The 12410-nt window shown below is 63.5% G+C and carries 11 protein-coding genes and 1 pseudogene; 8 read left to right on the top strand and 4 right to left on the bottom strand.

The annotated features are described in order from the left end of the window. Positions 1-12: 12 nt before the first annotated feature. A complete protein-coding gene (locus CKW40_RS30600) occupies positions 13-351 on the top strand; it encodes a DUF736 domain-containing protein (protein ID WP_095203502.1) in 339 nt (112 codons plus the stop codon). Between the two features lie 4 nt (positions 352-355). Next, entirely contained in the window at positions 356-1123 is a 768-nt protein-coding gene (locus CKW40_RS30595; protein ID WP_095203501.1) for a lytic transglycosylase domain-containing protein, read from the top strand. Positions 1124-1250: 127 nt separating this feature from the next. Here CKW40_RS30595 and tnpC read toward each other — a convergent pair whose 3' ends face one another. The 3 genes from tnpC to tnpA form a co-directional block, all read right to left on the bottom strand. Further along, positions 1251-2780, bottom strand: a complete 1530-nt coding sequence (gene tnpC / locus CKW40_RS30590) for an IS66 family transposase (RefSeq protein WP_095203500.1) — start codon at positions 2778-2780, stop codon at positions 1251-1253. Positions 2781-2852: 72 nt separating this feature from the next. Continuing rightward, positions 2853-3206, bottom strand: a complete 354-nt coding sequence (gene tnpB / locus CKW40_RS30585) for an IS66 family insertion sequence element accessory protein TnpB (RefSeq protein WP_095203499.1) — start codon at positions 3204-3206, stop codon at positions 2853-2855. Next, on the bottom strand, positions 3203-4099 hold the full coding sequence (gene tnpA / locus CKW40_RS30580; protein WP_244571350.1) for an IS66 family insertion sequence element accessory protein TnpA: 897 nt from the start codon (positions 4097-4099) through the stop codon (positions 3203-3205). Before tnpA ends, tnpB begins: the two co-directional genes overlap by 4 nt. Before the next feature lie 260 nt (positions 4100-4359). Here tnpA and CKW40_RS30575 point away from each other — a divergent pair, with 260 nt between their 5' ends. Further along, positions 4360-6132, top strand: a complete 1773-nt coding sequence (locus CKW40_RS30575; protein ID WP_095203498.1) for a relaxase/mobilization nuclease domain-containing protein — start codon at positions 4360-4362, stop codon at positions 6130-6132. Positions 6133-6322: 190 nt separating this feature from the next. Here CKW40_RS30575 and CKW40_RS30570 read toward each other — a convergent pair. Beyond that, positions 6323-6456: pseudogene (locus CKW40_RS30570) on the bottom strand (3-methyl-2-oxobutanoate hydroxymethyltransferase); the annotation flags it as partial. A gap of 194 nt (positions 6457-6650) precedes the next feature. Between CKW40_RS30570 and CKW40_RS30565 the strand changes: the two are divergent. The 5 genes from CKW40_RS30565 to CKW40_RS30545 all read left to right on the top strand — a co-directional run bounded on the left by CKW40_RS30565 (position 6651) and on the right by CKW40_RS30545 (position 12176). Then, positions 6651-7622: an NUDIX hydrolase gene (locus CKW40_RS30565; RefSeq protein WP_095203497.1), complete on the top strand. Its 972-nt coding sequence runs from the start codon at positions 6651-6653 to the stop codon at positions 7620-7622. 59 nt (positions 7623-7681) lie between these two features. After that, positions 7682-8656 carry a quinolinate synthase NadA gene (nadA, locus tag CKW40_RS30560; RefSeq protein ID WP_095203496.1) on the top strand — a complete coding sequence of 325 codons (975 nt, stop codon included), beginning with the start codon at positions 7682-7684 and terminating at the stop codon, positions 8654-8656. Further along, entirely contained in the window at positions 8653-10194 is a 1542-nt protein-coding gene (locus tag CKW40_RS30555) for an L-aspartate oxidase (RefSeq protein ID WP_095203495.1), read from the top strand. The genes nadA and CKW40_RS30555 overlap by 4 nt, the downstream gene beginning before the upstream one ends. Then, positions 10194-11060, top strand: coding sequence for a carboxylating nicotinate-nucleotide diphosphorylase (gene nadC / locus CKW40_RS30550; RefSeq protein ID WP_095203494.1), 867 nt, complete (start codon positions 10194-10196; stop codon positions 11058-11060). The genes CKW40_RS30555 and nadC overlap by 1 nt, the downstream gene beginning before the upstream one ends. 342 nt (positions 11061-11402) lie before the next feature. Beyond that, entirely contained in the window at positions 11403-12176 is a 774-nt protein-coding gene (locus CKW40_RS30545) for an HAD-IIA family hydrolase (protein ID WP_095203493.1), read from the top strand. Positions 12177-12410: the final 234 nt, after the last annotated feature.

The following is a 12410-nucleotide window of genomic DNA, read 5'->3' as shown; positions in this document are numbered from 1 at the left end:
AGGACCAAAGAAATGTCACAGATCGGAGAGTTCACCCGCACGAAGTCCGGATATTCGGGCCGCGTCCGCATGCTCACCCTCGACGTGCAACTGGCCCTCGTTCCAGCCGAGCCCTCGGGCGCCGAAAAGGCGCCGGATTATCGCATCCAGATGGGCGAGGATGGTGACGGACCAGAGGCCGGTGCAGGCTTGAAGCGAACCGGAGACAAGGCCGGCGAATACGTTTCGCTGCTGATCGACGATCCCGTCTTCGCGCAGCCGATCCGGGCAAACCTCTTCCGGTCCGATGCCGACAATGTGTCATGGTCGCTGCACTGGAACCGCTCGCCCAAACGCAGTGAACGGGAGTGAGGCCATGCCGATCTCCCGCCACCGCTTTTCCACCGGGCGTCCGAAGATCCTAGTCCGCGGCACATTCATTGTCCTTTCCGGCCTTATCTCGATTGTCGCTTTGTCGCCGGCCACGGTCGCGCAGAATGCACCGATCGAACGAAAGGCTCCCGGCGATCCCTACGCCGCAATTGTTGCCGAGGCGTCGCAGCGATTCGGCATTCCGAAGAGCTGGATACGCGCCGTCATGCGCGCCGAAAGCACAGGCGACGATCTGGCGATCTCACCTGTGGGCGCCATGGGGCTGATGCAGATAATGCCCGAGACGTGGGTCGATCTTCGTCTTCGCCATCATCTCGGCGGCGATCCCTTCAGCCCACGTGACAACATCCTGGCGGGCGCAGCCTACCTGCGCGAGATGCATGACCGGTATGGTTCTCCGGGCTTCCTCGCCGCCTACAATGCAGGCCCCGGCCGCTACGAGGAATACCTCGCTGGCCGCCGTGCGCTACCAGTCGAAACCCGCGCCTACGTCGCTGCACTCGCGCCTCTTGTCGGAGGCGGAAAAATCGATCTCCCTTTCGTCGTAGCCGGGGCCGTCGAGCGCAATGACTGGACGCGCGCACCGCTCTTCGCCGCCCAGTCCGAGCACACGCCGGCTGTCGATCCTGCATCGCGAGATGGTCGGCCCGATGACGCCCCGGCGGCAACCCCCGTGCACGATCTCTCCGCCATCTCGCCCGTTTCCGATGGGCTGTTCATCGCCCGTCCCGGCTCTGGAGGCCCACGATGACAAAGTTCGCGGGATGGCGCTGCCCGGCGTGGTGTGGAGAAGGAAGGACGGCTTTGCGGGAGTGGCAGGAAACCACGAACCACGAACCACGAACCACGAACGTAAGCGTCCGGTGCTTGCACGTTGCTCAGCTCTTGACAGGATTTCCTAGTTTCCACGCCCACGGCAGCAATTCGTCGAGGCGGTTGATGGAGTGTCCGTCCACCATGCGCGAGAGCACGTCATGAAGATAGGCGTAGGGTTCGACGTCGTTGAGTTTGCAGGTTTCGATCAGCGAACACAGCACTGCCCATCGATGGCCGCCGCCGTCGCTGCCCGCGAAGAGGTGGTTTTTGCGACCGAGAGCCACGGGGCGGATCGCGCGCTCGACCGGATTGGTGTCGAGCTCGATGCGACCGTCGTGCAGGAAGCGGTTCAGTCCGTCCCAGCGCGAAAGCGCGTAGCGGATCGCTACGGCGAGCGTGCTGCGTCCCGACAACAGGGGAAGCTGCGCTTCGAGCCAGACCCGCATGGCGTCGACAATGGGTTTCGAGCGGCCGCGCCGAGACGCCAGCCGATGCGCCGGCGATTGACCGCGAACGTCGGCTTCGACGGCATAGAGTTCACCGATCCGGCGCAAGGCTTCCATGGCGATCGGCGCGTTGGTGGCCTGCGCCACATCAAAGAACTTGCGCCGGGTGTGGGCCCAACAAGCGGCAAGAACGATGTCTCCCTTGACGGTGAGCTGCTCGAAGCCGGCGTAGCCATCGACATGCAGCACGCCCTTGAAGTGCTCGAGATGGGACACCGGACGCTCGGCCTTGCGGTCCGGCGCGAACAGATAGACCGCGGCCGGCGGCTCCGGTCCGCCCCATGGTCTCTGTTCACGGGCATAGACCCACAGCCTGCCAGTCTTGGTGCGGCCGCGACCGGGATCAAGCACCGGAACCGGCGTGTCGTCGGCAAAGAGATGATCCGAGGCGAAGACGTTCTTCGCCAACCGTTCGTGCAGAGCTTCCAGCCACCAGCAGGCGCCGCCGACCCATCCGGCGAGTGTCGAACGCGGAAGATCGACACCACTGCGGGCGAAGATCTGCGACTGCCGGTAGAGCGGGGCATGGTCGCAATATTTGGCTGTCAGTACCTGCGCCAGCAGCGCCGGCGTTGCCAAGCCGCCGGCGATCAGCCGCTCCGGAGCCGGCGCTTGCACCACCGTCTCGCAGGTCCGGCACGCATATTTTGGTCGCGTCGTCCTGATCACACGAAGCTGTGCTGGCACCCAGTCCAGCATCTCGCTCACGCTTTCGCCGATAGCATGCAGCGCACCGCGGCAGCCCGTGCAGATAGTGCTGTCGACGTCGACCAGAACGTCCTCGCGTGGCAGGTGATCGGGCAGCGGTTTGCGACGCGACGGCCGCTCGGCCGACGGCTCGCCGACGAACGGACGGCTCTCCTGGATGCGCGCGATATCGGCGTCGAGCTCTTCCAGGGCGAGCGCAAGCTGATCGGGATCGAGGCGCTCGGAGCTGCGGCCGAACTGCGCCCGCTGGAGCTTTTTGATGATCGACTGAAGCCGCTCGATCTCCCCGTCGCGGCTCTCGACCGCTGCCGCCATGTCGCACACGAGACGCTGCAAAAGCTGCGGGTCGGAAGGCAGATTCGCGAGATCGATCAACATGACCGAATCTATCACAAACAGCCTAAAACCCCAAGGATTCTGGGCCTTTTCGAGGCACTCGGCAAGCCGATTTCAGCCGGCCAGGGCTGGCCTCCAAACACGCTCGGGAGCGCGCCAGTCGATGCCTTCGATCAGCATCGCAAGCTGCGCCGGCGTCAGCATGATCGAGCCATCGAAGCCCGCCATCACCGGCCACGCGAAGCTGCCCTGATCGAGCCGTTTTGTGAACAGGCACAGTCCGTTTCCATCCCAGAACAGGATCTTCAGCATCGACGCCTTCTTGCCCCGGAAGGCGAACAGATGGCCCGAGAACGGGTCATGCTTCAGCGTTTGCTGCACCAGCATGGCGAGCCCGTCGAGACCTTTGCGCATATCGGTGTAGCCCAGCGCCAGATGCACCTTCACGCCCGCCGGAACGATCATCATGGTGTCGTTCCTTCGCTCGCGACGCGTTGTCGAACGGCATCCGGATCACTGCCGGCAGGTGCGAAGACACGCCGGCCATCAGGCAGATCGATCGCCTTCATTCCATCAGGCGGCTGCACCAGGCTCTGCAGAAGGCGCACCGCCGCGGTGTCATCGCCCATCGCCACAGCCGCAAGCTTCGCGCGCTTCTTCTGCGCCACGCCGAACTGCGCGCGCCAACGGAACAGCAGCCCCGTGACGATCCCGTGCTTTCGCGCGACCTGCGAGACGCTGATACCTGGCCGGTCGCTCTCCAGCGCAATGGCGTGCTTTTCCGCGTCGCTGAAGAAGCGCCGGGCAGGCTGGCGGGGCGTGCCAGGATCATCCTTCGACGCGACCGTCAAGCTCAATTCAGACGGCGCTCCGTTAGCACTAGTGCTAACGGCCGGGCGGGCGGAGGGATGAAGATGGGCACGCCAGTCGATTTCGACCTCACCCTCGTCCAGTCGGTCTCGCCATATGCGCAAGCTCGTCGGCGAAAGATGCAGCGCCGCAGCATATTCGCGAACGCCCATGCCGCTCCAGTTCATCGCCTCAACATGCATCGCCCAGTACGCCTGGACAGCACGGTTGCGCACATCCGTGGTCACCGAAAAGCGCAGCCGAGCCCGCTTTTTCTGCCGCTTCGCTCGCTCTTCCAGGCGCTTCTGACGGCGCAATTCCGCCTGATATTCCGCATGCTTACGAGCCGCCTCGTTGCCGGCGAAGTACTTCAGCCAGCGATCGAGCGTGTCCTTCGTCAGGCGATGAACGCGGCAATATTCGGTCCGCGTCATACCGCTGCGCTGCCACGCCTCGACGTGAACCACCCACCAGGATTGCCGCGCCTTGTTCTCGAAATGTCTCAAATTCACCGGAGATCCTCCATGCTACGAAGGAGCCCCACATGGCACGCGAATGCACTACTCAATCTGGGTGCAGGGACCGGACGCTTACCCACGAACTTAGGACGGCAAGATAAAAGAGGCTCTCCGGTCGTCTTCCAAACCATTGATATGGCTTGTTTTCCGGCGTGCCTGTCGGTCGGAGCGCGTGCCGCGCTTGAGGGTTTTGCCAATGATTTCAACGCGATTTCCGGCACTGTTCGTCTCGCACCCTCACTGGCGGGCCGGCCATGAGCGAGGGCGACAGTGACTTTCGCGTCCGGCCAGGGCGCATCCGCGGCACCCGCGCACCGAAGGCGAAGAGCTTCGTCAACCAGGTGCTACGGGCCGCCAAACGCGCCGGCCACACCGATGGCGCGTCCAGCTCGGTGCCGAGGGCCGGCCGTTCGCCCGTTCTGGGCCGCTCCAGCTTCGGGCGCGGCCGGATCAACTTCAGCCGGAACCGGCTCTTCTCCTCTAACCGACGTGTCGTCGTCGCGGCACGGATTGCCCGGCATTCGGGCAAGGCGTTTCGCTCCGCCCCCTTGTCCACACATCTGTCCTATCTGAAGCGCGACGGCGTGACCCGCGACGGCGACAAGGAAGTGATGTTCGACGCCGGCAGCGACCGCGCCAATGACGTAGCCTTCGCCGAGCGATCCAAGGACGACCGCCACCATTTCCGCTTCATCGTCTCGCCCGAGGACGCCGGCGAGATGACGGACCTGCGCGCCTTCACGCGCGACCTTGCGAAGCAGATGGAAGCCGACCTCGGATCCCGGCTCGACTGGCTCGCCGTCGATCACTGGAACACCGACAACCCCCACGTCCATCTGCTGGTGCGTGGGGTCGACGACACCGGCGCGGACCTCGTGATCTCGCGCGACTATATCAGCCGTGGCCTGCGCTCCCGCGCCGAGGAGTTGGTCTCGATCGAACTCGGGCCGCGGCCCGAGTACGAAACCCGCAAAGCCCTGGAGAAGGAGATTACCGCCGAGCGCTGGACGCGACTCGATGTGGAGATCGGCATCGCCGCTGACGAGACGGGGTACATCGACCTGCGCCCAGAGGCGACCGGCCCCGCCGATCCCGAAATCCGCCGCCTGATGATCGGCCGGGTCCAGCATCTGGAGAAGATGGGCCTCGCGACCCCGGCCGGCCACGGCGAATGGATGGTCGGTCTAGAAGCCGAACGCTCGCTCCGGGACCTCGGCATGCGCGGCGACATCATCAAGACGATGCATCGCGCATTCATCGAGCGTGGCCAGGATCGCGGTGTTGCCGACTTTCTCATCGACGCAGGTGCGACCGGCACTCCCATAATCGGTCGGCTGGTTGACAAGGGGCTTCAGAATGAATTGACCGGCGAAGCCTACGCGGTAATCGACGGCACCGACGGCCGCGCGCACCACGTCCGCTTCCGCGGCATCGAGGCGTTCGAGCATGCGCCGCCAATCGGCGGCATCGTCGAGGTCCGCCGCTTCGGCGGACCGGGAGACGAGCAGACGACGCTCGTGCTTGCCAATCGCTCGGACTTCGATTTGAACCGCCTTATTACCGCTCCGGGCGCGACCTGGCTCGATCATCGGTTGGTCGAACGCGTACCGACGCCGCTCGCGATGGGCGGGTTCGGCCGCGAGGTCCGCGATGCCATGTCGGCCCGTCGAGATCATCTCGCCGAGGAGGGGTTTGCTCGCCGACAGGGCCAGCGCGTCATCCTGCAGCGCGATCTTCTCAACACTCTGAGCCGCCGCGAGTTGGACGCTGCCGCGGCGCGGTTCTCGGCCGAAAAGGGCTTGCCGCACATAAAGGCGGCCACAGGTGAGCATGTCGCCGGAGTCTATCGCCAGCGGCTCACGCTTACCTCCGGCCGCTTCGCGATGATCGATAGCGGGCTTGGGTTCCAGCTCGTGCCGTGGTCACCTCCACTCGAAAGAAAACTTGGTCAGACCATCGCCGGCGTCGCCAGGGCTGGAGGCGACATTGAATGGAGCTTCGGCCGAAAACGTGTTTTGGGACTCTAGTCGTTGTGCCGGCGCGCGCTGTAGTTCATCTCCCGATCAGGGGACGTGCTGACGTGCAGTGGCGATGCCAGGGTTTCGCGAAAAACCATCGATGCTCTGCCGGGGCAAGATCCTAACATTGTCGATCAGCCGCGTCTCGCCGAGCCACGCCGCAACAAGCAGTCGCGCAGGCCGGTCGAGGTCGTGCGCAGTCGCCGACCAACACGATGTCGCAGTGCCGGCAACCGGTGTCGTGTAGGCGGTGAGGCAGACCGGCCGGGTGCCTCCCTTGCGCGCCGCGACTTCCGGTGGCGTCACCGCCCTCACATGGTGCGTCGCGCTCACGGCATCCTTCCCTACCGTTAGCCACCCGGCGGTCGCATTTGGCATAGATTTGTGCAGATGCGACGGGCAAAGACCTGCAGTGACGACGCGCGCCGTTCCGCGCGGAACGTTGACGGGCCGCAGGCGGCGGTCCACCCTTCGCTCACGTTGGTCCCCTCGGGGCGACTTGATAATAGGAATTCCTTCAAACCCCTATGCAAGACAAGACAACACTGGCGAAGAAACAGAGCGGAAGAAGTGACCGCAGTCAGGCCGTCAGCGCGGACCTGATCGCCGTTATAATTGCCGTGACGAATGGTGAGCCACGCGTCCTGACCATCGGGCAGACGAATGCTTTGCCATCCGGCCCCTTTGAACTCGACCATCGCTCCTTGCAATCGGGGCTAAGAGCTTGGGTAGAGCGGCATACTAGTCATCCGCTAGGCTATGTCGAGCAGCTCTACACGTTCGCCGATCGCGACCGGATTGATGACGAGCACGTGCAGCGAGTAATCTCGATCAGTTATCTCGGCCTGACGCGCGAGGAGCAGACAGAGAGGTCGCCGACGCACGGATGGCGCGGATGGTACGACTATTTTCCGTGGGAAGATCATCGTGCGGGAGTGCCGTCGATCCTGCTCGATATCCTCACGCCCCGACTGCAGGCCTGGGCTGATGAAGCTGACGAGCCAGACATGCGTCACGATCGCAGGCAGCGCGTCGCAATCGCTTTTGGCTTCGATGACCGCGACTGGAACGAGGAACTTGTCCTGCAGCGATACGAACTGCTCTATGAGGCCGCTTTGGTCGCGGAAGCCAAACGCAATTGGCATACAGGCGGCGTGCCGCCCGTTCCTGGCCGGCTGATGATTGCCGACCATCGCCGTATTTTGGCGACGGGAATCGCCAGGTTGCGGACCAAGATCAAATACCGGCCCGTTGTCTTCGAACTGATGCCGCCAACATTTACACTCCTGCAGCTGCAGCGCACCGTTGAAGCGCTCGCAGGTCGGCTCGTTCACAAGCCAAACTTTCGGCGTCTCATCGAAGAGCAGAATCTGGTCGAGGAGACAGGTGAGACAATGTCCGATACCGGGGGGCGTCCAGCCAAGCGCTTCCGCTTTCGCCAGACGGTTCTGGCGGAGCGAACTGTCGCAGGGACCAAATTGCCACTCTCACGCGGTTGACATTTCTTATACTCAAGATAAGAATATGCCTATTATACTCATTTGGAGAATAATAGGCTATGGCGATCGCCTCCGCACGTACGGCCACGCTCTACGATCGGGTACGGCGGGTCATTCCACCGATCGAGTGGCCAGCGTTCGCCGATGATATCGACGCCATTCTCGATCTGAAGCGGCAGCGAAACGCCGTCATCCTGGCGCATAACTATCAGACGCCGGAGATCTTCCACTGTGTAGCCGACATCGTTGGCGACAGCCTGGCGCTTGCCCGCAAGGCGATGTCGGTCGAAGCGGATGTCATCGTGCTGGCTGGCGTGCATTTCATGGCCGAGACCGCGAAGCTGCTCAATCCGCAAAAGACGGTGCTCATTCCGGATTTGCGCGCAGGCTGTTCGCTGGCCGACTCGATTACCGCCGAGGACATCCGGCTGCTGCGGCAGCGCTATCCGGGTGTGCCGGTCGTCACCTACGTCAACACCTCGGCCACCGTGAAGGCTGAGTCCGATATCTGCTGTACCTCCGGCAACGCGAAAGCCGTGGTGGAGTCACTAGGCGTTCCCCGGGTGATCATGCTGCCGGACGAATATCTGGCCCAGAACATCGCCGCCCAGACCGACGTGCAGATCATCGCCTGGAAAGGGCATTGCGAGGTGCATGAGCGCTTCACGCCGGCCGACATCCGCCAGTTGCGCGAGGACCATCCGGGTGTGACGGTGCTGGCGCATCCCGAGTGCCCGCCGGAAGTAGTTGCGGAAGCTGACTTCTCCGGTTCGACTGCCGCCATGTCGGATTATGTCGGAAGACAAAAACCACCCCGCGTCGTGCTGATGACGGAGTGTTCGATGAGCGACAATGTCACAGTCGAGCATCCCGAGGTCGAGTTCATCCGGCCCTGCAATTTGTGCCCGCACATGAAGCGGATCACGCTCGCCAACATCCGTGCGGCGCTTGAGCAGAACCGCCATGCCGTCACCATCGAGCCGGAGATTGCCGGGCGCGCGCGTCTGGCCGTCGAGCGGATGTTGGCGGTATGAGTATGGACGTCCTTGACCTCGCCGGGCGGCCGGTCATCATCGGCGGCGGCATAGCCGGACTGATGACTGCATTGCATCTGGCGCCTGAGCCGGTGCTTCTCCTGTCGAGATCGCGGCTTGGCGCGGATGCGTCAAGCGCGTGGGCGCAGGGCGGACTTGCCGCCAGCCTGGGCGAAGATGATGAACCGGCGCTCCATCTTGCCGACACGCTCGCCGCAGGTGATGGTCTTTGTGATGCGGAAGCGGCAAGACGCATCCTGTACGCGGGGCCCGCGGCTATCGAGGATCTGGCGCGCCTTGGAGTTCGCTTCGATCGGACACCCGAAGGAGCGCTGCGTCTCGGGCTGGAAGCCGCGCATTGCCGCCGGCGCATCGTTCATGCCGACGGCGACGGCAGCGGCCGCGAGATCATGCGCGCACTTGTCGCCGCCGTGCGCGCCACGCCGACAATAGCTGTCATCGAGAACATCGAAGCGCGTCGGCTGGCGGTAGAGGACGGCAGGGTCACCGGTGTGCTGGCGAACTGTTCGACAGGTCCGGCATTCTTCGCGAACGGACGGGTCATCCTCGCCACAGGCGGGATCGGCGGCTTGTTCCACGACACGACAAACCCACTGGGAAGCTACGGACAGGGTCTAGCGCTCGCAGCGCGCGCGGGTGCTGTACTTGCCGACCTGGAGTTCATCCAGTTCCATCCAACCGCGCTTGACGGGCCGGGCCGTCCGATGCCGCTCATCAGTGAGGCCGTTCGCGGCGAAGGCGCAACGATCGTCGACGAGACGGGTCGACGTTTCCTCGATGGCGTGCGGGGTGCGGAACTCGCACCGCGCGACATGGTCGCGCGCGCCGTCTGGCGACATCTTGCCGACGGCCATCGCGTCTTCCTCGACGTACGCGAAAGGCCAGGCGCGACATTCGCGCGGCAGTTTCCGACAATCGCATCAGCCTGCCGCGGCGTCGGCATCGATCCGGCGCGAGACCTCATTCCCATCCGGCCGGCCCAGCATTACCACATGGGTGGCGTCGCCGTGGATCTGGCCGGCCGAACATCGGTTCCCGGACTTTGGGCTTGCGGCGAGGTCGCGTCGACCGGGCTGCATGGCGCCAATCGGCTCGCCAGCAACTCACTGACCGAGGCCGTCGTCTGCGCGCGCTGGGTTGCCGAGAGTGTTGCCGGTTCACCCGACGACGGCGGAAAACCAGCGATGGTCTCTGACCTGCCTGCGCCGGATCCAAGGCCTGTGCGCCCTCTCCTGTCGCATGCCCTCGGCGTAACGCGGGATGGTGAAGGGTTGAAGGAGGCTGCGCGGGTCTTGTTGCTGCTGTTGCAGCGACACGACACGGCGTCCGATCCCGCCGCCGTCGGGATGATGATCGCGGTTGCCGCCTTGCTGCGCCGGGAGAGCCGCGGCGCTCATTTCCGGACGGACTTTCCCCTCCATGCCGCCGTCGCCCGCCGTTCCCAAATCACGCTCGACACGGCCATGGCCGCAGCGCGGGAACTTGCATCCTCCCCAACGCTGGAAAGCGTCCTGTGATGAACCTGCCACCACTTCCCGCAATCATGCTCGAGCCTCTGGTACGGGCAGCTCTGCTCGAAGACCTCGGCAGGGCCGGCGACCTGACCTCGGATGCGGTCGTACCGAGGGACCATCATGCGACAACCGTGCTGACAGCCCGCCAGGCCGGAACTGTCGCCGGGCTCGATCTGGCGATGCTCGCCTTCCACCTCATTGACCAGAACGTGGACGTGAAGCTGCATCATGCGGACGGCAGCAAGATCGCGCAAGGAGAGTTCATCGCATCGGTGAGCGGTCCGGCCCGGGCCATACTCACAGCGGAACGGACGGCGCTGAATTTTCTCTGTCACTTGAGCGGCATCGCCACGGCGACGGCATCCGTCGTCGCGGCGGTCCGCGCCCACAGCGCGAAGATCGTCTGCACGCGCAAGACGACGCCCGGATTGCGGGCAGTCGAAAAATACGCGGTGCGCGCCGGTGGCGGCTCCAATCACCGTTTCGGCCTCGACGACGCGATCCTGATCAAAGACAACCACATCGCCATCGCCGGCGGAATTCGCCCTGCCATCGAGCGTGCCCGCACAAGCACCGGCCATCTCGTCAAGATCGAAGTCGAGGTCGATACGCAGGCCCAGTTGGAGGAGGCACTCTCGCTCGCCCCCGACGCTGTCTTGCTCGACAACATGTCAGTCGACGAGCTTCGCCAGGCGGTGGTAATGGTTGCCGGCCGGGCTATCACCGAGGCGTCGGGCAGGATCACGCCGTCGACTGCGCCAGCGGTCGCCGCGACCGGTGTCGATCTGATCTCTATCGGCTGGTTAACTCACAGCGCGCCGATCCTGGATATCGGTCTCGACTACCGTGTACCTGATCGTCGGGCCTGAGTATCGGCAGTCGACTGGCTTCTAACCCCGCCATTCACTGTCGACAGTGGAGCGGACCCTTCAAGAGTGCTGGATGGCAGGAGTTGGCCAGTCGATCGCCGACACGCCGCGCATGTGCGCAAGCATCATCCACGCAACGGCTGGGCCAGTGCATCCGGCGACTGAATTAAGTGGCCGACCCGTCTTTACGCCGCGACGTCCTTTTGCCGCACGAACGATTGGGTACCCTTCCCCCATCGTTCTGAATGAGTATTTTGCCGGCACTCTCGCTAATTACCACGCGCGTGACCCAGCACCTGCTCAAGGCGCGCATCCACCCAAAGGCATTGAGGTTGAGATACGATGATCACAGCGCACCTTCTTGACATGGACGGGGTTCTGGTCCGCGGCGGCCAACCGATTGAAGGCTCCATCGACTATGTCGCGGCGCTGGTTGCCACTCGCAGGCCGTTTCAAATCTTCACTAACAACTCTCGATTTACACCGGAAGATCATGCCGAGCGTCTCAGGGCGGCTGGCTTTCCCGTGGCGCCTGAGCACATCTACACCTCGGCGCTGGCCACCGCGCGGTTCGTGGAACTGCAAAAGTCGGGATCATCCGCTTATGTCATCGGCGACCATGGGCTGGTTGAGGCCCTGCGGCAAGCAGGTTGCCGGATCACGGAGTGTGGGCCGGATTTCGTGGTCCTCGGGGACACCACTTCGTACCACTACGAACAGATTGCCACTGGCGCCGAACTCGTAGCAAAGGGAGCGTGGTTTCTTGCCACCAATCCGGATGCGACCGGCCCGACAGAGCGCGGCTTCCATCCGGCCTGCGGCGCGGTCGCAGCCCTGATCGAGAAGGCTACCGGCCGCCAGCCCTATTTCGTTGGGAAGCCGAACCCATTCATGATGCGAAGCGCGCTCGACCGGCTAGGAGTTAGTGCGGCCGATACGATTCTGGTCGGTGATAGAATGGATACGGACGTGGTCGCCGGATTGGAATCGGGCCTGAAGACAGCGCTTGTACTTACTGGTGTGAGCACGCGAGCTGACATGGAGCGGTTTCCATTCAGACCGGATCACGTGATCGAGCGCCTCGCCGATCTAGGTGAGGTCATTATGATGGAATGACACTCCCACGGGACGCAGGATGGCTGCCACCAACGTCGCGAACGAATACAACCACCCAACGTTCGACAATAGGAGATAGAAGCGATCAAGACTTCTCGTCGACGGGGAAGGTTGCCCTGCCGATTTTCGTGCCGAAACGAGACGTCTGATCGACTATCAAATAGGACACTTGATGGGTGCGAGCCGTTCCACTGCCTTTGCCGGCGAATGACGGAACTAGGGCCGCCCGCCGCC

The organism is Mesorhizobium carmichaelinearum, from assembly GCF_900199455.1.
In the GTDB taxonomy this organism is placed as follows: Bacteria; Pseudomonadota; Alphaproteobacteria; order Rhizobiales; family Rhizobiaceae; genus Mesorhizobium; species Mesorhizobium carmichaelinearum.
Note: the sequence above shows the minus strand (reverse complement) of the source record. Positions and strands in the feature narration are given on the sequence as shown.

Excerpts from the sequence above, each read along its gene's own strand:
- CKW40_RS30545 (WP_095203493.1), top strand. The coding sequence starts at position 11,403 with ATGATCACAGCGCACCTTCTTGACATGGACGGGGTTCTGGTCCGCGGC.
- nadC (WP_095203494.1), top strand. The coding sequence starts at position 10,194 with ATGAACCTGCCACCACTTCCCGCAATCATGCTCGAGCCTCTGGTACGG.
- CKW40_RS30575 (WP_095203498.1), top strand. The coding sequence starts at position 4,360 with ATGAGCGAGGGCGACAGTGACTTTCGCGTCCGGCCAGGGCGCATCCGC.
- CKW40_RS30595 (WP_095203501.1), top strand. The coding sequence starts at position 356 with ATGCCGATCTCCCGCCACCGCTTTTCCACCGGGCGTCCGAAGATCCTA.
- CKW40_RS30565 (WP_095203497.1), top strand. The coding sequence starts at position 6,651 with ATGCAAGACAAGACAACACTGGCGAAGAAACAGAGCGGAAGAAGTGAC.
- nadA (WP_095203496.1), top strand. The coding sequence starts at position 7,682 with ATGGCGATCGCCTCCGCACGTACGGCCACGCTCTACGATCGGGTACGG.
- tnpB (WP_095203499.1), bottom strand. The coding sequence starts at position 3,206 with ATGATGATCGTTCCGGCGGGCGTGAAGGTGCATCTGGCGCTGGGCTAC.
- CKW40_RS30555 (WP_095203495.1), top strand. The coding sequence starts at position 8,653 with ATGAGTATGGACGTCCTTGACCTCGCCGGGCGGCCGGTCATCATCGGC.
- tnpC (WP_095203500.1), bottom strand. The coding sequence starts at position 2,780 with ATGTTGATCGATCTCGCGAATCTGCCTTCCGACCCGCAGCTTTTGCAG.
- CKW40_RS30600 (WP_095203502.1), top strand. The coding sequence starts at position 13 with ATGTCACAGATCGGAGAGTTCACCCGCACGAAGTCCGGATATTCGGGC.